A 19,636-nucleotide genomic window follows, 5' to 3' on the forward strand; every position below is an offset into this window, starting at 1 on the left:
CGCTTTCTTGGCACCCGTTTTATGGAAATCATTCAAAACAAATACAGAATCTTTCGACCTTGAGGTACAATGAAAAAAGTTTTTAAAAATCTTGCAGGGTTCGTTTCGCGCGGGGCGTCTAACGAAATGAAACGGGAGGAGGGGAGAAGACTGGAAGAGTTGCAATGGGTCCGGGCCGTCAAGGCCGGCCATCCGGAAGCTTACAAATACCTGGTGCAGCGGTACCAAAACATGGTATATCACGTGTGCCTTAAAATAACGTCCGACGATACGTCGGCCAAGGATTTGTCGCAGGACATCTTCATGAAGGCTTATTCGGCCCTTCCCGCCTTCCGCGAGGATTCCTCCTTCTCCACCTGGCTGTACCAGATCGCCGTCCGCAAATGTCTCGACTGGAAGCGCGCGCAGCAGCGCGAGCAGGCGCGGCGGAGTCCCGGGGAAGTCAACGAAAACGATTGGGTCACAAGCGAGACCCCGGAACAAATCGTACTGTCTGAAGAAAAAAGCAGCCGGATCCGAAGGATGGTCGACGAACTGGCGGAGCCGTACCGGTCGGCCGTCCGGATGTATTATTTTGAACAATGCTCTTATCAGGAAATTGCCGAGAGGCGCGGGATTACCGCCAAAACGGTGGAATCGCAGCTGTACCGTGCAAGGGCGATGATGCGAAAGAAAGGAGAGGAACTACGATGAAATGCGAATTGATCCAATACCAGCTGGGGGCTTATACCGCAGGGGAGCTTCCTCACGAATCCTCCCTTTTCATCGAACAGCACCTCCGTACCTGCCCTGCCTGTCAAGCATGGCACAAAGAGGTACAGGAAATGGCCCTCATCTGGCAACAGCCTGGAGAGACGAACGACTTTCCCGATTTAACGGCGGACATCATGGATGAAATCCGGCAGTTGCCGCCTCTATATACGCGCCAAACTTCGCGTTTGAAGCCGAGGGATTCCCGAAGATCGATGATCGCCCATTTTGGGGTAGCGGCCTGCCTGGCCTTCTTCCTATTCCAATTCAACGTGTTCGAACACGTAAGCTCGGGCATCACCCAGGCGACGCAAATCTTTTCCGATTCCGTGGATCATATATTTAAGGAGGGTAAACGATGATTAAAAAAAGTAGATGGCTGACGTTTTTGCTCGCGATGATTCCGGGCGTCGGACACCTGTACCTGGGTTTCACCAAACAAGGACTGCAAATGATGATCGGGGCCGCAGCCTGCATCATCCTGATTCCGTCCATTCCGATGATTTTCTCGTTCGCTCTGGCGATTCTGTGGTTCTATCAACTGTTCGACGCGCTGCAAAAAGCCGCCTGGATGAAAGCCGCGGCCCTGGAGCAGGAACGCATGATGATGGGGCAGGAAACCTTCGGGTATCCTTGGACGATGCAGGATTTGAAGGCGATGGGCGGATATCCGCGGGAAAACCAGCTGAATCCGGTCTGGACCGGGATCGGGTGCGTCATCGTAGGGGCAGCGGTGCTTCTCATGACCATCTTCCCCGCGCTCTGGCACTGGCTGCTTCAGCAAAACACGGCCAGCGTCCTGCTCGCCGTCGCATTAATCGGCTACGGCCTGCGGCTGTTGCTTAAAAAACCCGATCGTAGAGGGAGCGAATCTTTATGAACCCCCAAGTGAATCAAACGCCCCCGCCCGTCAAAGTCGGCCGATGGACTTCTGCCATCGGCCTGATCGGCATCGGCGTGATCGTTTTGCTGCAATTCAACAACATCATTTCGTTTGAAGCGCTCAAATACGTTTGGCCCATGCTGCTGATTCTGCTTGGCGTCGAGGTGGTCATCGCCAATATCGTCCACTCCGAAAGAAGGGTCCGTCTCGGCGGATTCAGCGTCACGATCCTGATTCTGCTGCTGCTGGTCAGCACGGTTCAGACCGTGGTTCCCGATGTGAGCAGCTTGTTCAACCGGGGATATGTCAGCGCCATTCGGGGCCAGGAGGAAATAGGGAGCAGCATCAAACGCGTCGAAATCATGGTCGATCACGGGAAGATCAACGTCACCGGCACCGAAGATGCCAAGTTAACCTACGACGGAAAATTTCGTTTCCGGGACGCCAAACACCAGGAAGATGCCGACCTCAAAGCCAAAGAAAGATGGAAGGTCAGTTCGTCGGGAGACACGCTCGTCCTTTCGCTCGAAGACAATCCTGAAATTTGGTTTAATTTCGGCTTCATCCCGGATGATTATTTGAACGTATCGGTTCCGAAATCGCTTGAGGTCGAGGTTCATACCAAAAACGACTCGGTGACCGGGAAACAAATGGACGCCGGCTTCACGGCCGTAACCACCAACTCGTCCATTACGCTGGAGGAAATCAAAGGCAGCGTGTCCGCTTCAACGACAAACGGCGCGGTTCGCGTGAAGGACATCGGCGGCTCCGCCCAAGCGAAGTCGACCAACGGGTCCCTTACGATCGAACGAGTCGCCGGCGCGGTCACGGCCAAGACGACCAACGGGGCGATCCGGGGAACGTCCGCCATCGGCGGCGACTGGACCTTAAGCAGCACGAACGGCAGCATTAACCTGAAGGTTCCCAAAAACACAAGCGCCGAAATCAAGGCCAAAACCACCAACTCATCCATCGGCGGCAGCGTTCCGTGGAGCGAGAACGGCGGCGATAACCATAAGCAGGCCGTGATCGGGGACGGCTCCCACCAAATCGTGCTGTCGACATCCAACGGGAGCATTAAGGTCAATTACGGAGAGTAACCTTTAGCCCCCCTAAAGGAGATGTTCATTGTATTCGTTCGTTAAATTTAAAATCGGCCTATCGAGATTGTTCATCTCGTTTAGGCCGATCTTTTTGTTTGCAGGGCCCCCGTCAAACCGCGACTCCGCTGCGGATACGGAGTTCTTGTTCCTGGGCCCCGTCGCTCATTCTTTATTCATCGACCAGCTCCAACAAGTAATCGGTGTATTCCTGCTCGCTCATCTTCGAAATGGCGGCCGCCAGCTTGTCTTGGGCTTGTTCGGACGGCAGCCGCTCATAATCGGCTTGGTTTATTTTGGCCATCCGCGCCCGATATGCGGGCGTGCTGTTCTGCTCGATATATTGAATGACATCCTGCATGGGCATTTTCTTTAGCGTCCAAATACTGATGTCGTCGCTCAACGGATCCTCCCCCTTTTTAAATAGATGTCCATGTACTCCTATGGTGTCCGATCACCGTGGCACCCATTCCGTCCGTTTCGGGCGTCGCCTTGCCCGGAGACCGATTGCAAAGGGATGTAAAAAAGGCTGCCCCTGGGCAAACTGAACTCTTTCGCTAATTGACTAGCAATCGGGTGCAGTGCGCTGTCGGGACAGCCTAATATGTCGAACTCTCGTCTTACACGTTAAACCGGAAATGCATCACGTCGCCGTCGGCAACGACGTAGTCTTTGCCTTCGAGGCGGAGCTGGCCGCGCTCTTTGGCCGCGTTCATGCTGCCGGCAGCCATCAGGTCATCGTAGGAAACGACTTCGGCCCGGATAAATCCGCGTTCAAAGTCGGAGTGGATAACGCCTGCAGCCTGCGGCGCTTTGGTTCCTTTGCGGATCGTCCACGCCCGTACTTCCTGAACCCCGGCCGTGAAATACGTATACAGGCCGAGCAGGCGGTAAGCCGCTTTAATCAGGCGGTTCAGGCCTGATTCCTCAAGGCCCAGCTCTTCCAGGAACATCGCCTTGTCTTCTCCCTCAAGCTCGGCGATTTCCGCTTCGACTTTCGCGCTGATCGGCACGACTTCGGCATGTTCCGCCGCCGCGAAATCTTTGACCTGCTGCACGTAAGGATTGTTGTCCGCGTCGGATACCCCGTCCTCGCTGACGTTGGCCGCATAAAGAACCGGCTTCATCGTCAAGAGATGCAGATCGCGCAGCACAACCTTCTCGTCTTCGGTAAGCTCCACGCTGCGCGCAGGCTGATCGTTGTACAACGCTTCTTTGACGCGTTCCAGAATGGCGATCTCCTGCTCGTATTGCTTGTTGCCGCCCTTCATGTTTTTGCGGGCGCGGTCGATCCGTTTGTCCACGCTCTCCAGATCGGCCAAAATCAGCTCCAAATTAATGGTCTGGATGTCGCTGATGGGATCGACCTTGCCGTCGACGTGCGTAATGTTTTCGTCCTCAAAGCATCTGACGACATGGACGATGGCGTCCACCTCGCGAATATGGGCCAGAAACTTGTTGCCAAGCCCTTCGCCTTTGCTGGCGCCGCGGACCAGGCCCGCGATATCCACGAATTCGAATGCGGTAGGCACGGTTTTGTTCGGCTGCACAAGTTCGGTGAGCTTGTCCAGGCGCTCGTCCGGCACCTCGACGACGCCGACGTTCGGGTCGATCGTGCAGAACGGATAGTTGGCGGATTCGGCTCCCGCCTGCGTAATCGCATTAAACAAAGTGGATTTGCCGACGTTCGGCAGTCCCACGATACCTGCTTTCAAAGCCATGGATGATGACACTCCTATTTCATATTGGACTAGGCTTAAGCCTGAATGAATTGAAGGATGCTGAAAACCCTCATCTATTAAAAAAACACATACGCGAATCCTCGTTACTTCGCTGCAAATGCGCAGCCTCTCAATCCTACCCATTATATATTAGAACCTTGGGGGCATCAAGATAAGGAACCGATTCCCCGCCGATGCGGCGGAGGTTCGTACCACCCCCCCTGATCCCTCCGCAAGAGGGTGGAGAGCTGGTCCTGACAGCCGTCAAGGCGAAATCCGGACCAGCCTGTCGGTCGCCCGCAGCGCGGCGATATCGGCCGCGCCGATCCCGAACATGGCCGTGCGCAGCTCAAACTCGACTTGGGCCAGCACCGCATGCAGCGTCTCCTCCGACTCCACGGCCGGGCCAAGCATGCTTCGCCCGAATCCGGCCAGGTCGGCCCCAAGCGCAAGCACCTTGGCGGCATCCACGCCGGATTGGAGGCCGCCGCTGCCGATCAGCCCGGCTTCCGCCGACGTTTTCCGGACCTCCGCGACGCATTCGGCCGTCGGATTGCCCCACCCGGCAAAGGCCTCGGCCGCTCTTCTGCGCATCGGGTCTTGGCTGCGGTGCTTTTCGACCTGGCTCCAGGAGGTGCCTCCGGCTCCGGCGACGTCGATGAATTTCACGCCCGCCTCCAAAAGCAGCGCCGCCGTCTCCCCGTCGATGCCCCAGCCGACTTCCTTGACCCCGACCGGAACCTCCAGCTGCCGGCATACTTGCTCGATTTTGGCCAACAATCCGCTGAAGTTCGTATTGCCTTCGGGCTGAAATACTTCCTGCAATCCGTTCAAATGCAGCACCAGCATGTCCGCACCGGCAATGTCGACCGCACGGCGGCACTCCTCCGCCCCGAAGCCGTAGTTGAGCTGTACCGCTCCCAGGTTGGCGATGACGGGGATCGTGGGGGCATGTTTACGCACACGGAAGGTGTATGCAAGCTCTTCCCGCTCTACGGCCGCGCGCACCGATCCGACGCCAAGCGCCCAGCCCCGCGCCTCGACGGCCGCGGCCAGCCGTTCGTTTATGGCCCCCGTCGCTTGGCTCCCCCCCGTCATGGAGCTGATCAGCAGCGGCGTACGCACCGGCCTGCCCAAAAAGGAGGTCTCCAGGCTGATAGCCTCAAAATCCGTCTCCGGCAGCGCGCGGTGGCGAAAGCGGTATTTTTCCAGTCCGGACGTCACGCCTACGCCGCTGACATCCTCCGTCAAACTGATCCGCACATGTTCGATTTTTCGTTCTCCCGTTGCGATTTCCGGCAAAAGCGATTTTTTGCCCGTATGATTATCGCTCATCGCGATCCCCCTTCCGCATGATCCCGCTTGGCCATACACATGTGATCCGGCCGAATATGAACCCGTAGATTACGCATCCGTCCGCCAAAATATTCTCCTATCATCTCATTTCTAACCCTTTAGTTCAAATCCGATTCATGACCGGCGCCTTTTTAGTCCAGACTAGAAGGTGGATTTGAAAAAAACGGACGGAACGCGTAAAAAAGCAGCCGAAACGGAGGATGACACATGCGACAAAAGGCGGACAGTGCCACGGCTTACGGGGCGAATCCCCCCTCTTCAGACAACCGATCCGAAAGCCTTCGACGCGGAAAGCGGCGCAAAGGCCGCTGGGCCATGGCTTTGTCGGCACTCCTCGTGCTTTGGCTCGTATGCGTGATCATATATCAGACCCATAAGCCGCTCCCTCCGGGCCTTTCCCACGAAAGCCCGCTTTATTACGTGAACAACGTCCGGTTTCTCTATGACCTGACCTACCCCGATCCGTCCGGCAGGGTGGTGAGCGAACAGCAGATCAAGGACCGCATCCATGAAATCGTGGACGAGTCCCGGCGGTTTCTCGTGATCGACTTGTTCCTGTTCAACAACTACACCCATAAGGGCCAAAACTTTCCGAAGGTCAGCGACGATTTGACCGATCACCTCATACGCCACAAAAAGGCGTTCCCCGCCATGGACATCGTCATGATTACCGATCCGGTCAACACCGAATACGGCTCCGCTCCCAACCCGCTTTTGGAACGGCTGAAGGCTGCCGGGATCCGGGTCGTGGTGACGGAACTGAATCCGCTGCGCGACCCGAATCCGATCTATTCGGCGGTATGGCGCACGTTTATTCAATGGTTCGGCGAATCCGGCCAAGGATGGGTGCCGAATTTGATGGCGAACAAAGCTCCGAAAATGACGGTCCGCTCCTACTTGAAACTGTTAAACGTAAAGGCAAACCACCGAAAAGTCGTCGTCAGCGAAAAAAACGCCCTCGTCCTTTCGGGCAACGTCCATGACGCCAGCGCCTATCATTCCAATGTGGCCCTGGAAGTGCAGGGTCCGGTGATTCAGGATATTCTCGCAACGGAGCAGGGCGCGGTCGACTTATCGAAGGGAGGCCGGCTTCCGCGGTACATTCCGGATGAACACGCAGGAAAAAACCGGGGGCCGATCGGCGTCCGGTATGTAACGGAAGGCAAAACGTACAAATACGTGCTGCAGGAGATCGAGGGGGCAAAGCCGGGCGATACGCTGTGGATGGGCATGTTTTACATCGAGGACAAAAAGGTGTTGAACGCCCTGCTGTCCGCGGCGGCGCGCGGCGTGGACGTCCGCCTGGTGCTCGACCCGAACAATAACGCCTTCGGGCAGAAAAAAATCGGGATTCCGAACCGGCAGGTCGCTCCCATGCTGGCCAAACGTTCAAAAGGGGGCATCTCCATCCGCTGGTACCATACGACACAGGAGCAGTTCCATACGAAAATGATGTACATCCAAAAACCGGCCGGACATTCCGTCATCATCGGCGGCGCCGCAAACATGACCCCTCGCAACCTGGACGATTACAACCTGGAAAACGACCTGTGGGTTTCCATGCCGGCGGGCTCGCCGCTGGATTTGCAGATGCAGCATTATTTCGACCGTTTATGGAACAACCGGGACGGCTCCTTCAGCCTCGATCTCGGCGCCTACCGCTCCACCTGGTACGAAAATCTCATCTATCGCGTCCAGAAGGCGGTCCGTTACACCACTTATTGACGGTGGTATTACGGTACTCCCCCCGGTATTTACCCGCCGTCATGGAAGCATGCAAAAAAGGCGTTCCGCCGGGCGGGACACCTTTTTTTATGGCGTTTTTACGGTTGCTCGCAAACGGACTTAAACTGGCAGCGGTCGCCGCACAGGCGGCCTTTGCCGTGCGGTACGCACATCGGCGTGCCGAAAATCGGGTCTTCCGCGATCATGCAGTCCATATAAAACACTTCCTTGACCATCTGGGGCGTCAGCACGTCCTCGGGTGCCCCGGCGCAAAATACGCCCTGGTTTTTGACCGCGATCATGTGGTCGGCATAACGGCAGGCCAGATTCAAATCGTGGAGCACCATCACGATGGTGCGGCCCTGTTCGCGGTTGAGCTCGTATAGAAGATCGAGCACTTCGATCTGATGGTTCAGGTCCAAATAGGTGGTCGGCTCGTCGAGCAAAATAAGATCGGTATTTTGCGCCAGCGTCATGGCGATCCACGCCCGCTGTCTTTGGCCGCCGGATAGCGAATCCACCGTGCGTTCCGCGATGTCGGTAAGCCCGGTCATCTCCAGCGCTTCCCGCACAAGCCGTTCGTCCTCCTCGCTCCACTGCTTCAGCCAGGACTGGTGCGGATATCGGCCTTGTTTGACCAGCTGCAGCACCGTCAGTCCTTCGGGAGCCGTCGGCCCCTGCGGCAAAATCGCCATGTTTCTTGCTACCTCTTTGGTTGATGTGCGGTGGATTTCCTTGCCATCCAGAAGCACAGATCCGCTTTTCGGTCTGAGCAGGCGGGCCAGCGAGCGCAGCAGCGTCGATTTGCCGCATCCGTTGCTGCCGATCAGCACGGTCACCTTTCCTTCAGGAATCTGAAGGCTAAGGTCCTTAATAATCTCCGTATCTCCGTAACTGAGTGTCAGCGCCTCGGTTTGCAAAAGAGTCATCGCCGGTTACCTCCCCATTCTCTGTTCTTTTGATCGCCATCCAAGCCAAAGTTCCGCCAGGCAGCAAATGATAATCATTATCACAAATATAAAATGTCCCGTAACCAATGTCAATACGGCGGGCTTGCCCGCCCCGCTATAAAAGCGGGGACATCAGGCGGGCGAGCGACTCCAAAATCCGTTCGGGAATTTTCTTTTTCATGAACTTGTCCATGACGATTTGCTTCGTCGATTTGAGATCCCGCTCAAAATCCGACACGATCCGCTTCACGCTTTCCGTCTGCACGAGCAGCGCGTTCACCTCGAAATTCAAATGAAAGCTCCTCATATCCATGTTCGCCGTGCCGATCGTGGCCACTTCGCCGTCGATGATGAGCAGCTTGGAATGCAGGAACCCTTTTTCGTATTCGTAAATTTGCACGCCGACGTCCAGCAGTGCCGGGAAATAGGAATGGGATGCCAGAAACGGCAGCCATTTATCCGGTTTTGCCGGGAACAGGATGCGAACGTCCAGGCCCGACATGGCCGCCACCCGCAGGGAGGTGAGGATATCCTCATCCGGTATGAAATACGGCGTCGCCAGCCACACGGATTTTTGCGCGGAAGTGATCATGGAGAAAAAAATATTTTTGAGCGCGCGGCGGTCGTTGTCCGGCCCGCTCGGAATGATCTGGACGGCCCCGCTGTTCCGTTCCGCCAGAAGCGGCGAAAGGTATTCCGCCTCCAGCACCTGCTCCCCCGTCATGTAATTCCAGTCCTGGAGAAAAATGATCTGCAGCGTCCGGACGGCTTCGCCTTTCACGGACATGTGCGTATCCCGCCAAAAGCCGTAGGTGGCATTGCGGCTCAAATATTCGTCCCCGACGTTCAGGCCGCCGATGAACCCCACGTTCCCGTCGATGACGACGATTTTGCGATGATTGCGAAAGTTGACCCTCGACAGGAAAAACGCTTTGGAGCTTCCGTATGCCGCAACCTTGACCCCGGCGTTGGCCATTTCCCTCAGAAACGACTTCGGCAGCTGCATGCTGCCCCAGGCATCGTACATAAACCGCACGTGGACGCCGGCTTTGGCTTTTTCGATCAAAATCCGCTGAATCCGGGTCCCGATATCGTCCGCCCGGTAAATGTAATACTCCATATGAATATGATGTTTGGCCTTTTCCAGCTCCTGCAGCAGCGTGGAGAAGGTTTCTTTGCCGTTGGTCAAAATGCGGGTTTCGCTCGAAAACGAAATCGGCGTCCTCGCCAATCTCTGGGACAGTCTCAGCAGCTGCTGCTGCATCGGATTCAAATCCGACAGGTCCTGCTGGACGCGGACGCTTCCTTCCTCGAGCATCTCGTAGATTTTCGAATCCTGCTCGGCCTTTTTGTCGAATTTGCGGCGTTTGAAGTAGTTTTGCCCGAACAGCAGGTAAAAAAACAGCCCCACGACCGGCACCAGCGCCAACAGCAAAATCCACGCCATCGTCGATGAAGGGTTTCTGTTCTCCATAAATATCATGAATCCGAGCGATACGACGGTCAGAGTCGAAAATATGCTGACGATCGTGCCTGCCGTTTTGCCGAAAAACCCGAATCCGACGTAATAAAAGACAAATAATAAAGCCGCAATAAGTACAGCCTGTATAGCCCTTCTCATCTCTTCCCCCGATTCGTCCGCTTTTCCAAAAGCGCGGCCTGTTCCGGAATTTGGCGAAAATCCAGGTACAGCCAGCAAATTCTATTCTACATGAAGTGACGCCATCTTCCTATAGATCCCGCCATAAAAAACAGTTTAAAACGGGATTTGAAAAAGGGCCATCCCTTTCCTTAACCAGAAACATTTGACGCAGATAAGGACGCCTCTTCAAGGCAATGATCAAAAAAGATGCGTCGCAGCCTTGACAACCGGCTGCATTCGTGAAATGATGTTCCTAACGACCGTTAGGTAGTTTAAATGGAGGCGATGTTATGAATGCAAAACGAATGCTTTTGGAAACCGCGCTGGCGCATTTTGCGGAGGATGGTTACGAAGGGGCCTCGCTGCAGAAAATAGCCGAAGAAGTCGGGATCAAAAAGCCTTCCATATACGCCCATTTTAAGGGAAAGGACGACCTGTTCCTCTGTTCGCTCAAAAACGCGCTGAAAGAAGAAAAGCGGCGAATTACCCGCTTTTTCATCAGCCGGAAGGACCAGCCGCTGGATCGGCGTTTGTCCGAGCTACTGGCCTTTCTCCAAGAGGAATACAACCGCAGCAGCGAGAGCAAATTCGTGCTTCGTATGTCCTTTTTTCCGCCTTCTTCCTTGTACGACGAAGTCATGAAACTGATTTATCCGTTTTTGGATTCCATGGAAAGGCGCGTTTTGCGGCTGATGGAGCAGGCGAAGGCGGACGGAACGGCACCCATCGCCAATCCCGAGGATGCGGCGGTGGCCTATATGACCTTGGTGGACGGCATTATGATCGAGATGGTGTACAGCGGGATGGCCAGCGCCAAGCGGAGACTGAAAGCATCCTGGCCTATTTTCTGGGCCGGCATTCAAGCTTCAAAAACCTAGAAGGAATGATTAGAGGAGGGGGATCAACATGAACCGGAATTGGTTGTACGTTATTTTGGGCGGCGTCGTCGAGGTGCTGTGGGTTTCGGGCTTGAAACACTCCACCAACCTGTTGGAATGGATTCTGACGATTGCCGCGATCGCGGTCAGCTTTTATCTCATTATCGATGCATCGAATCATCTTCCCGTGGGGACGGTATACGCCGTCTTTACCGGACTTGGAACGGCCGGCACGGTCGTTACGGAAATGCTCGTCTTCGGGGAGCCGTTCAGTTGGGCGAAAACGCTGCTGATTCTCGTGCTGCTGGCAGGCGTCATCGGATTGAAGTTGATTACGGCGGATGAAGGCGCCAAGAAAGGAGCGGATGCGTAATGGCTTGGGCAGCGATCGTGCTTGCCGGGATCAGCGAGATTTTCGGCGTCATCGGCATCAAGGGCGTAACGCAAAAAAAGGGCTGGACTGCCTACTTAGTGCTGTTCGCCGCTTTCATCACAAGCTTTTCCCTGTTGTCTTTCGCGATGAATACCCTGCCGATGGGGACGGCGTACGCCGTATGGACCGGAATCGGGACCGTGGGCAGCACGCTTGTGGGCATGTTTGTGTTCGGGGAGCCGAAGGAATGGCGCCGCATGCTTTTTATCGCGATGATTCTCGGTTCGGCGGTAGGTTTGAAATTAATTTCGTAAGCGATGCAAGAAAAACGTCTATCGACGTACTGTCTCAGTAGACAAACCGCGTTTAAATGAAGTTTTTCTTGCAATATCAGGAAATAACAGCCCTGTAGCTTATACTTTCTGAATATTGTCACAAAACAACGGCCTCCTTTGTCTTCCTATATGGAACGACAAAACGAGGAGGGAATTGGAATGAACATGCGATTAAATTACCGGACCGCAAATCCGCATGTATTGCAAGCGTTGGGAAATCTGCAAAAGGCCAGTTCGGACACTTCAATCGATATCGTCCTGCAGGAGCTGATCAAAATCCGCGTCTCGCAAATCAACGGCTGCGCGTTTTGCCTGGATATGCACGCCAAGGATTTAATGAAACACGGGGACTATTTGAATCATATCGTACTCCTTAACGCATGGCGCGAGGCGACGATTTATACGGAGCGGCAGCGGGCGGCGCTTGCCCTGGCCGAAGCGGTGACGCTGATCTCCAAGCAGGGCGTGCCGGACGACGTCTATGCGGAAGCCCGGAAGCATTTTGACGAAAAAGAGTTCATGGAACTGATTCTGGCGATCAACACGATCAACGGCTGGAACCGGGTCGCGATTTCGACGGGCTTGTTCCCGGGATGCTTCTCGCAGCCTGAGAACGCGAAAGCTTAATCGGTTCGCGGAATCGAAAACCCTGCCCTTTTAGCGAAGGTGCAGGGTTTCTTTTTATTGCGTTGAAGGTTGATCCCTCTTGGGCGCAGAAATGTATCATACCAGTACAATAACGAAAAGAGGGAGGCTGGAGATGACGAATAAGGCGGCATTCGAAACGCTTTACCGGACCTACCGGACTTACGGTATGTCCATTGCCTACCGTATGCTGGGCACGTACGCCGATGCCGAGGATATCGTCCAGGACGTATTCGCCGAGCTTGCGGACAAGGATCCGGCGGAAATTCACCATATGAAATCCTATATCGCCAAATCGGTGACGAACCGTTGCCTGAACCTGCTGCGTTCCGCGAGGAAAACCCGCGAGGAATACATCGGCGAATGGCTGCCCGAGCCCATCGCGGCATCCTCCGAGCTGCCCGAGCTTGCAGCGGAGCAAAAAGATACGCTCTCCTATGCCTATCTGCTCATGCTGGAACGGCTTAGCCCGATCGAACGGGCGGTATTTCTGCTGCGGGAAGTGTTCGAATACGGGTATGGGCAAATTGCGGACATGACGGGCAAAACGGAAGCCAACTGCCGCAAAATACTCAGCCGGGCCAAACGGCAGCTTCAGGGAAACGAAGAGCCTGCATCCCCGCGGGGCACCGAGCGGCAAAGGGCAGCCGTGGAGCGGTTTGCGGACGCTTTTCTTCACTGCGATTCAAAGGCGCTGCTTGAACTGCTGGCGGAAGACGCGGTGCTTATTTCCGACGGCGGAGGCGTGGCACGGACGGCCATCCGCCCGATTTTCGGCCGCGACCGCATCCTGAGATTGTTTTGCTCTCCGAAGGCTTACCGGGATATGCGGATCTGGAGCAGGCAAATCACCGAGCTGAACGGCGAAACGGCTATCGTGTTTACGGACGGCCATGGAGCGAAAGCGGCAGTTTGCTTCCGTTTTACCGAATCGGGGGATCGGCTGCGGCATGTGTATATGATCAAAAACCCGTACAAGTTAGTTCACTTGCGAACGTAATAAAAACGCCCCTTTATCAGGCGACAAGAAAGCCATGAAGAAGCTCTTCATGGCTGCTATTGTTGCTCCGCGGATGCAGGAAGCCTCATTCTTAGATCGGCCTGCTCTTTCTAGCGGCCAGGGAATCCCCCGCTTTTATTGTTTCCTCGTAATTCCTCAGTTCGCAATTCTTTCCAATAGCCTCTTCAATGGGACATGTTCGCCGGCCCGAAAACGGGACCAAAGACGCAAATTTGAATCCCCCCTTCCTTTTGTAATATAATTTTTTTGACTACACGGTCAGATTAAGAACCGAAGTGTTCAGAAAGGAGTGAATGTTCGTTTGTCTGAGAAATTGGCGGACAAAAAGAAACAGATTTTGAAGACCGCCCTGCAGCTGTTTTCCACCCAAGGGATCTCGTCCACGTCCATGCAGGAAATCGCCGAGTATTGCGGGATGTCCAAGGGAAGCCTTTATTTGCATTTCAAATCGAAGGAAGAGCTTGAACAAAGCATTTATTCGTATTGCGAAGGGATGATCCGCGACAGCGTCATGCAGGTGGAGCAGGAGCATCTTCTGACTCCGAAGGAACAGCTTCAAAAGCAGGTCGAAGTTCTGCTGAACCGTCTGGTCGAGCTTAGGGAGTTTGCGATCATGCAGCTCCATGACCAGCATATAGGCGGTAAAAAGCCGGCCCTGGAAGCATGCATCCGCGAAAAGCATATCCACGCGCTGCAGTGGTTCCACGACAAATTGGCCGTCATCTATGGGAAGGACATCCTGCCCCACGCCATGGATTTGACGCTGTTTGTGACCGGCATGCTCGGCGGATACATCCGGATGCTCATGATCCCGGGGCTGCCGCTGAACGTCCGCCGGATGGCGGAACGCCTTGTGATGCTGCTGGACGACGTGGCGGCAAGCACGCTCCGCAAGCAAATGGAGCCGATGGTTGCCACCGAGGTGTGGTCCCAATGGCTGGATAAGTACATGACAAGCCCGGACCGTCCGCGCCATCCGCTTATGGTGACGAAACAAATGAAGGATAGGCTCAAAGAGACCGACATCGACGCGGCCAGAAAGGAATTTGCCCTCGATTCCATAGAAATCATGGAACAGGAGCTGCTCGACATCGAGCCGCGCAAAGCCATTCTGACCGGCATGATGAGCAACCTGGAACAAATCCGGGAGCTTGGGCCGCTGAACAAGGAACTGAAGGAAATTTACGAGCTTTACATTGTTTCCCGAGCCGAGCAGCTATGAAAATACATGACGATTCTGGCTACACCCCATACTTGGAAGGTAAATAGAGAGGAGTAGAAACCTGCGAGATGAAAGGAATCATTAATTTCTCATTGAACAACAAGTTTGCGATCTGGATTCTGACCGTCATCGTCGCGGCAGCCGGATTGTACAGCGGCCTGGCGATGAAACAGGAAACCATCCCGAACATCAACATCCCGTTCCTTAGCGTGACCGCGGTTTATCCGGGCGCTGCCCCCGAAGGGGTCGTCCAGGACGTGACCGTGCCGCTGGAGCAGCGGCTGCGCAACGTCGACGGCGTCAAAACCGTCACTTCCACGTCGATGGAAAACGCGGCCAACATCGCGATGGAATTCGATTACGGCACGGACCTCGACCAGGCGACGGCGGCCGTGCGCGAAGCGCTGAACGAGGTCAAACTGCCGGACGGCGCCCAGAAGCCTACCATCTCCAAATTCAGCATGAACTCGCTCCCCGTCGTGTCCCTCAGCGCCTCCGACGATTCGGACGATCTGGAGAAGCTGACCCGCAATATCGAAAATCAGGTAGAGCCCGAACTGGAAAAAATCCCGGGCGTCGCCTCCATCTCGATTTCGGGGCAATACGTCAAGGAAGTAAAGCTGAAGTTTAACAAAGAAAAAATGGCCCAGCTCGGCCTTTCCGAAGACACCGTCAAAGGCATCGTCCAAGGATCTTCGATCCATGTGCCGCTGGGCTTGTTCACGCTGGATCAATCCTCGAAGGCCGTTGTCGTCGACGGCAACGTCATTACGCTGGACGACCTGAAAAACCTGGCCATCCCCGTCATCCCTAACGCGGGAGGCGCAGCCTCCGGAGCGGCCGGAGCACAGGGACAAGGCGCAGCGGCCGGCGCTCCCGCCCAAGGAGCAGGGTCGGCAGCCGGTGCGCAGGGCAATGCCGCTCCGCCTGCCGGAGGCGCCAGTGCAGGCATGACCGGCAGCGCAGCCGGGCAAGGACTTGCGGCGGCCGGCATCCCGACGGTCAAATTGAGCGATATCGCCGACATCCAGGTCATCGGCAAGGCCGAGTCGGTATCCCGGACGAACGGCAAGGCTTCAATCGGCCTGCAGATCGTCAAGGACAACGACGCCAACACCGTCGAAGTGGTGAACGCCGTCAAAGATAAAGCGAAGGCTCTGGAAAGCGAGTTCAAGGGCATGCACCTGACGGTTCTGCTCGACCAGGGCAAGCCGATCGAGGACGCCGTGTCCACGATGATGAGCAAAGCGGTATTCGGCGCTTTGTTCGCGGTGATCATCATCCTGATCTTCCTGAGAAACATCCGTTCGACGCTGATTTCGATCCTGTCGATCCCGCTCTCCCTGCTGATCGCGCTGTTGATCCTGTGGAGACTGGACATCACCCTGAACGTGATGACGCTCGGCGCCATGACCGTCGCGATCGGGCGCGTCGTCGACGACTCGATCGTCGTCATCGAAAATATTTACCGCCGGATGAGCAGCAGCGGCGAGAAACTTCGCGGACGCGAGTTGATTCGCGAAGCCACGCGCGAAATGTTCATCCCGATCATGTCGTCGACGATCGTGACGATCGCGGTCTTCCTGCCGCTTGCGTTCGTCAGCGGCATGGTCGGCGAGCTGTTCCTGCCGTTTGCATTGACGATGGTATTCGCCCTGCTGGCTTCCCTGCTCGTGGCGATCACGCTCGTGCCGATGATGGCGCATTCCTTGTTCCGCAAAGGCATCAAGGCATCGAAGAAGCATGACCATGACAAGCCCGGCAAAATGGCCCGCGGCTACCAACGCATCCTGAACTGGTCGCTTTCGCATAAGCTGCTCACCTTCGGCCTGGCCGTGATTCTGCTTGTGGCGAGCTGCTTCCTGACGCCGCTCATCGGAACAAGCTTCCTGCCGGATCAGGAGGACAAATACGTCATGGTGACGTACTCTCCGGAGCCTGGCGCTCAGCTGGAAACGGTCGAAAAACGCGCTTTGGATGCGGAAAAATACATTTTGCAACAGCCTGACGTCGACAAAATGCAGTATTCCGTCGGCGGCAGCGGCAATCCGCTTGGCGGCGGCTCCTCCAATTCGGGGCTCTTTTATATCGAATACAAAAAAGACACCAAAGATTTCGAAAACGTGAAGAAGAACCTCATCGAAGGACTGAAAAAACAAGTCGCCAAGGGCGAATGGGCCACGATGGACATGGCGGGCGGCCTGGGCGGAAGCTCGCTGAACGTCAGCGTGTTCGGCAACAGCCTGGAGGACATCAAGCCGGTGGCCGATCAAATCCTGAAGCTGGTCGAAGCGGACAAAGCCAATTTCGAAAAAGCAAAAACGAGCCTGTCCAAAGCCTATGACCAGTACACGATCATCGCCGACCAGCAGAAGCTGAGCTCCCTGGGGCTTACGGCAGGGCAAATCGCCATGAAGCTGAGTCCGGAAAGAGAGAAGCCGGTGCTGACCGAGGTTGAGGTCGAAAACAAAAAATACAAAGTGTACATCGAAACCGACGGCAAAGATTACAAGAGCATCGGCGACATCGAAAAAGAAACGATTGCATCCCCGCTTGGCATGAACGTGCCGATCAAAGACGTCGCGAAAGTCGAAAAAGGCTCTTCGCCGGATACGATTACGCGCACGGACGGCAAAATGGTCGTCAACGTCACGGCGAACATTGTATCAAGCAACGTGGGCAAGGCATCCGCCGATTTGCAGAAGGGCATCGACAAAATCAATCTTCCGGACGGCGTGGAAGTCAAATTCGGGGGAACGACCGAGCAGATCAACGACACCTTTACGCAGCTTGGCCTCGCCATGGCGGCGGCCGTCGCGATCGTGTATTTCGTGCTCGTCGTGACGTTCGGCGGCGGTCTGGCGCCGTTTGCGATCCTCTTCTCCCTGCCGTTTACGATCATCGGCGCGCTGGTCGGCCTGTGGCTCGGCGGAGAAACGCTGAACGTATCTTCGCTAATGGGTGCGCTCATGCTGATCGGTATCGTCGTCACCAACGCGATCGTCCTGATCGACCGGGTCATTCACAAGGAACGCGAAGGCCTGTCGACGCGCGAAGCGCTGCTGGAAGCAGGAGCAACCCGTCTGCGTCCGATTCTGATGACCGCGCTCGCCACCATCGGCGCCCTGCTCCCGCTCGTCACCGGGCTGGAAAGCAGCGCAGGCATCATTTCGAGGGGCCTCGGCATTACCGTGATCGGCGGCCTGATCAGCTCCACCTTGCTGACGCTGGTCATCGTGCCGGTCGTATACGAATTCCTGATGAAGTTCCGCAGACCCAAAATAGAGGATTAAATTCAAGAAGCGCAGCATAACCAATAAGGACGCGTTCTTCCCCGAGCGGGAGGGGCGCGTCCTTTATCGTGCCTCCGCTTGAGCCATAACTTCGGCCCGCAAGTTTGTATCGGCCTGCAGCTTGCAGTAAAATGAAAAAAATCCGCAGCACCAAGGAGGCAGCCATGATGAATGAAGAATGGAAACAGGCGGAACCGGCATTATCCCGCATGGAAGTGCTGAAGCAGGGAGATAACGATCCCGTATCCATCGTCGGCGAATCGGACGACTTGTACTGCATCGGCGTCGGAACCGACGCTGCCGTGTTTGTATACGAGCCTCTTCCCGCTTATGCCTACAAACTTTATACCGAACCCGCGCTGCCGAAAAAACAGGCTGAAACCGAGGTATACCATAAGCTTGCGGGCATTCCGTATTTCCCCGTCTATTACGGCGCCGGCGACCGTTACGTCGTCATCAGCCGCGAGGAAGGAACGACCTTGTACGACTGCCTGCTCTACGGCATCCCGGTCCCAAGGCAGGTGATCGACGATGTGGAGGCGGCACGCGATCTGGTTCGGAGGAACGGGCTGAACCCGAGGGACATTCACCTCAAAAACGTGCTTATGCAGAATGGCCGGGGGAAAGTGCTCGATGTGTCCGAATATATCCAAAGCGGGAACGACAAACGCTGGGAGCATCTGCTGTGGGCTTACGACAACGTGTATCCGCTTTTGGAGGGAAGAAAGCTCCCGCTATGGCTGCTTGAGGCGGTCAAAGCCGCATACAACCGCCTGGACCCGCTCAACATTAACCTGCAGGAGTTTGCGGAACGGATTCGAAAGCTGTTTTACAAAAAATAAGGCGACAGATTCCTCTTGACCCTCACATTAATGTCAGGCTTTACAATAAACATACCCCGGGCAGGAAGGAGGAGTTCACGGTGAATATCGGAGAGTTGTCGTCGTTGACCGGAGCAAGCATCCGCTCCCTTCGTTACTACGAGCAAAAGGGCCTGCTGTCGCCGTTCCGGGAAGATAACGGATACCGGGAGTACGCCCCGTTTGCCGTAGAGCAGGTGCGCTCGATTCAGCTGTATTTGAATCTGGGGCTGTCAACCGATGAGATTGCCGGCATCCTGCAGTGCGTGCTGAAAAACAAGGAAGCCTTCTGCGAGGAGGTGCTGCCGATCTACCGGCAGAAGCTTCAGGACATCGACGAACAAATCGAGCTGCTGACGAACATCCGGCAGAACTTGACCGACCGGATCGATGCCATCCTGCTCGAGCGGTCCATATCTGGTCAGGAGGAATAACGATGAGCATCGAAACCGTCAACGATGAGACGTTTGCGGCACGCATCCAACCGGAAGGAACCACGCTTGTGGAATTCGGAGCGGAATGGTGTCCTCCGTGCAAAACGCTGCTGCCCATGCTGGGCGAGCTGTCGCACGAACAAGGAAGCCAGGTCCGCTTTCTGCAAGTAGATTGCGACGAATCCCCGGAGACGGCAAGCAGGTACCGGGTGATGTCCGTGCCGACGGTGATCGTGTTCCGGGACGGAGAGCCCGTAGAGAAGCTGGTCGGCTTGCGGCCGAAAAGCGTGTATGAGCAAGTTCTCTCCAAACACGGCTGAAAGCGACCGGCCAACAATAAAAAGCCCTTTGCAGATATATAGCGCATGACTTTTCGGACGCCCTCGGCGCCGATTAAAAAGTCGCGGCCCACGCCGCTAACCTGCGAGGACAGCAAAAGGCGCATGCC

General features: G+C 55.5%; 20 protein-coding genes. 15 read left to right on the forward strand and 5 right to left on the reverse strand.

Features of this window, described 5'->3' with window-relative positions; genetic code table 11:
- The first annotated feature begins 126 nt into the window (after positions 1 to 126).
- The 4 genes from NYE48_RS25920 to NYE48_RS25935 are packed head-to-tail and all read left to right on the forward strand — an operon-like array spanning position 127 to position 2,733.
- Positions 127 to 693 carry an RNA polymerase sigma factor gene (locus tag NYE48_RS25920; RefSeq protein ID WP_197069897.1) on the forward strand — a complete coding sequence of 189 codons (567 nt, stop codon included), beginning with the start codon at positions 127 to 129 and terminating at the stop codon, positions 691 to 693.
- Positions 690 to 1,112 carry a zf-HC2 domain-containing protein gene (locus NYE48_RS25925; protein WP_212949784.1) on the forward strand — a complete coding sequence of 141 codons (423 nt, stop codon included), beginning with the start codon at positions 690 to 692 and terminating at the stop codon, positions 1,110 to 1,112. Before NYE48_RS25920 ends, NYE48_RS25925 begins: the two co-directional genes overlap by 4 nt.
- Positions 1,109 to 1,630: a hypothetical protein gene (locus NYE48_RS25930; protein WP_341000385.1), complete on the forward strand. Its 522-nt coding sequence runs from the start codon at positions 1,109 to 1,111 to the stop codon at positions 1,628 to 1,630. Before NYE48_RS25925 ends, NYE48_RS25930 begins: the two co-directional genes overlap by 4 nt.
- Positions 1,627 to 2,733 (forward strand): DUF4097 family beta strand repeat-containing protein, encoded by a 1,107-nt coding sequence (locus NYE48_RS25935; RefSeq protein ID WP_212949782.1) that lies wholly within the window; start codon positions 1,627 to 1,629, stop codon positions 2,731 to 2,733. Before NYE48_RS25930 ends, NYE48_RS25935 begins: the two co-directional genes overlap by 4 nt.
- 172 nt (positions 2,734 to 2,905) lie before the next feature.
- On the opposite strand, the gene NYE48_RS25940 is transcribed toward NYE48_RS25935, so the two are convergent.
- The 3 genes from NYE48_RS25940 to fni all read right to left on the reverse strand — a co-directional run bounded on the left by NYE48_RS25940 (position 2,906) and on the right by fni (position 5,789).
- On the reverse strand, positions 2,906 to 3,136 hold the full coding sequence (locus NYE48_RS25940; RefSeq protein WP_036706341.1) for a hypothetical protein: 231 nt from the start codon (positions 3,134 to 3,136) through the stop codon (positions 2,906 to 2,908).
- Between the two features lie 217 nt (positions 3,137 to 3,353).
- Positions 3,354 to 4,454, reverse strand: coding sequence for a redox-regulated ATPase YchF (gene ychF, locus NYE48_RS25945; RefSeq protein ID WP_036706339.1), 1,101 nt, complete (start codon positions 4,452 to 4,454; stop codon positions 3,354 to 3,356).
- Positions 4,455 to 4,718: 264 nt separating this feature from the next.
- The gene (fni, locus tag NYE48_RS25950) at positions 4,719 to 5,789 is read right to left on the reverse strand and encodes a type 2 isopentenyl-diphosphate Delta-isomerase (protein ID WP_341000387.1); all 1,071 of its coding nucleotides are present in this window, start codon (positions 5,787 to 5,789) and stop codon (positions 4,719 to 4,721) included.
- 228 nt (positions 5,790 to 6,017) lie between these two features.
- Here fni and NYE48_RS25955 point away from each other — a divergent pair, with 228 nt between their 5' ends.
- A complete protein-coding gene (locus tag NYE48_RS25955) occupies positions 6,018 to 7,535 on the forward strand; it encodes a phospholipase D family protein (RefSeq protein ID WP_246536858.1) in 1,518 nt (505 codons plus the stop codon).
- Between the two features lie 98 nt (positions 7,536 to 7,633).
- On the opposite strand, the gene NYE48_RS25960 is transcribed toward NYE48_RS25955, so the two are convergent.
- Both NYE48_RS25960 and cls read right to left on the reverse strand, forming a co-directional pair.
- A complete protein-coding gene (locus NYE48_RS25960; protein WP_212949778.1) occupies positions 7,634 to 8,464 on the reverse strand; it encodes an ABC transporter ATP-binding protein in 831 nt (276 codons plus the stop codon).
- A 136-nt stretch (positions 8,465 to 8,600) separates the two neighbouring features.
- Positions 8,601 to 10,106, reverse strand: a complete 1,506-nt coding sequence (gene cls, locus NYE48_RS25965) for a cardiolipin synthase (protein WP_212949776.1) — start codon at positions 10,104 to 10,106, stop codon at positions 8,601 to 8,603.
- Between the two features lie 311 nt (positions 10,107 to 10,417).
- On the opposite strand from cls, the gene NYE48_RS25970 reads away from it, so the two are divergent.
- From NYE48_RS25970 to NYE48_RS26015, 10 genes are all read left to right on the forward strand, one after another.
- The gene (locus NYE48_RS25970; protein WP_212949775.1) at positions 10,418 to 11,005 is read left to right on the forward strand and encodes a TetR/AcrR family transcriptional regulator; all 588 of its coding nucleotides are present in this window, start codon (positions 10,418 to 10,420) and stop codon (positions 11,003 to 11,005) included.
- A gap of 28 nt (positions 11,006 to 11,033) precedes the next feature.
- Positions 11,034 to 11,378 carry a DMT family transporter gene (locus NYE48_RS25975; RefSeq protein WP_036706329.1) on the forward strand — a complete coding sequence of 115 codons (345 nt, stop codon included), beginning with the start codon at positions 11,034 to 11,036 and terminating at the stop codon, positions 11,376 to 11,378.
- Positions 11,378 to 11,692: a DMT family transporter gene (locus tag NYE48_RS25980; protein WP_212949773.1), complete on the forward strand. Its 315-nt coding sequence runs from the start codon at positions 11,378 to 11,380 to the stop codon at positions 11,690 to 11,692. The genes NYE48_RS25975 and NYE48_RS25980 overlap by 1 nt, the downstream gene beginning before the upstream one ends.
- 180 nt (positions 11,693 to 11,872) lie before the next feature.
- Positions 11,873 to 12,340, forward strand: coding sequence for a carboxymuconolactone decarboxylase family protein (locus tag NYE48_RS25985; RefSeq protein ID WP_341000389.1), 468 nt, complete (start codon positions 11,873 to 11,875; stop codon positions 12,338 to 12,340).
- Between the two features lie 133 nt (positions 12,341 to 12,473).
- Positions 12,474 to 13,358: an RNA polymerase sigma factor SigJ gene (sigJ, locus tag NYE48_RS25990; protein WP_341000390.1), complete on the forward strand. Its 885-nt coding sequence runs from the start codon at positions 12,474 to 12,476 to the stop codon at positions 13,356 to 13,358.
- Positions 13,359 to 13,680: 322 nt separating this feature from the next.
- Entirely contained in the window at positions 13,681 to 14,601 is a 921-nt protein-coding gene (locus NYE48_RS25995; protein WP_052146739.1) for a TetR/AcrR family transcriptional regulator, read from the forward strand.
- A 68-nt stretch (positions 14,602 to 14,669) separates the two neighbouring features.
- Positions 14,670 to 17,894 (forward strand): efflux RND transporter permease subunit, encoded by a 3,225-nt coding sequence (locus NYE48_RS26000; protein WP_341000391.1) that lies wholly within the window; start codon positions 14,670 to 14,672, stop codon positions 17,892 to 17,894.
- A 167-nt stretch (positions 17,895 to 18,061) separates the two neighbouring features.
- Positions 18,062 to 18,736: a serine/threonine protein kinase gene (locus NYE48_RS26005; protein WP_341000733.1), complete on the forward strand. Its 675-nt coding sequence runs from the start codon at positions 18,062 to 18,064 to the stop codon at positions 18,734 to 18,736.
- A gap of 80 nt (positions 18,737 to 18,816) precedes the next feature.
- Positions 18,817 to 19,188: a MerR family transcriptional regulator gene (locus tag NYE48_RS26010; protein WP_341000392.1), complete on the forward strand. Its 372-nt coding sequence runs from the start codon at positions 18,817 to 18,819 to the stop codon at positions 19,186 to 19,188.
- 2 nt (positions 19,189 to 19,190) lie between these two features.
- Positions 19,191 to 19,508: a thioredoxin family protein gene (locus NYE48_RS26015; RefSeq protein WP_036706319.1), complete on the forward strand. Its 318-nt coding sequence runs from the start codon at positions 19,191 to 19,193 to the stop codon at positions 19,506 to 19,508.
- The last annotated feature ends 128 nt before the right edge of the window (positions 19,509 to 19,636 follow it).

Source organism: Paenibacillus sp. FSL M7-1455 (genome assembly GCF_038004655.1).
Lineage (GTDB): Bacteria > Bacillota > Bacilli > Paenibacillales > Paenibacillaceae > Paenibacillus_AQ > Paenibacillus_AQ cookii.

Bases quoted from the DNA above. Each gene is read 5' to 3' on its own strand.
- NYE48_RS26005 (WP_341000733.1), top strand. From the start codon at position 18,062: ATGAATGAAGAATGGAAACAGGCGGAACCGGCATTATCCCGCATGGAA.
- sigJ (WP_341000390.1), top strand. From the start codon at position 12,474: ATGACGAATAAGGCGGCATTCGAAACGCTTTACCGGACCTACCGGACT.
- NYE48_RS25935 (WP_212949782.1), top strand. From the start codon at position 1,627: ATGAACCCCCAAGTGAATCAAACGCCCCCGCCCGTCAAAGTCGGCCGA.
- NYE48_RS25925 (WP_212949784.1), top strand. From the start codon at position 690: ATGAAATGCGAATTGATCCAATACCAGCTGGGGGCTTATACCGCAGGG.
- NYE48_RS26015 (WP_036706319.1), top strand. From the start codon at position 19,191: ATGAGCATCGAAACCGTCAACGATGAGACGTTTGCGGCACGCATCCAA.
- NYE48_RS25970 (WP_212949775.1), top strand. From the start codon at position 10,418: ATGAATGCAAAACGAATGCTTTTGGAAACCGCGCTGGCGCATTTTGCG.
- NYE48_RS25980 (WP_212949773.1), top strand. From the start codon at position 11,378: ATGGCTTGGGCAGCGATCGTGCTTGCCGGGATCAGCGAGATTTTCGGC.
- NYE48_RS25960 (WP_212949778.1), bottom strand. From the start codon at position 8,464: ATGACTCTTTTGCAAACCGAGGCGCTGACACTCAGTTACGGAGATACG.
- NYE48_RS25955 (WP_246536858.1), top strand. From the start codon at position 6,018: ATGCGACAAAAGGCGGACAGTGCCACGGCTTACGGGGCGAATCCCCCC.
- NYE48_RS25930 (WP_341000385.1), top strand. From the start codon at position 1,109: ATGATTAAAAAAAGTAGATGGCTGACGTTTTTGCTCGCGATGATTCCG.
- NYE48_RS25920 (WP_197069897.1), top strand. From the start codon at position 127: ATGAAACGGGAGGAGGGGAGAAGACTGGAAGAGTTGCAATGGGTCCGG.
- ychF (WP_036706339.1), bottom strand. From the start codon at position 4,454: ATGGCTTTGAAAGCAGGTATCGTGGGACTGCCGAACGTCGGCAAATCC.
- NYE48_RS26000 (WP_341000391.1), top strand. From the start codon at position 14,670: ATGAAAGGAATCATTAATTTCTCATTGAACAACAAGTTTGCGATCTGG.
- NYE48_RS25975 (WP_036706329.1), top strand. From the start codon at position 11,034: ATGAACCGGAATTGGTTGTACGTTATTTTGGGCGGCGTCGTCGAGGTG.
- NYE48_RS25985 (WP_341000389.1), top strand. From the start codon at position 11,873: ATGAACATGCGATTAAATTACCGGACCGCAAATCCGCATGTATTGCAA.
- fni (WP_341000387.1), bottom strand. From the start codon at position 5,789: ATGAGCGATAATCATACGGGCAAAAAATCGCTTTTGCCGGAAATCGCA.
- cls (WP_212949776.1), bottom strand. From the start codon at position 10,106: ATGAGAAGGGCTATACAGGCTGTACTTATTGCGGCTTTATTATTTGTC.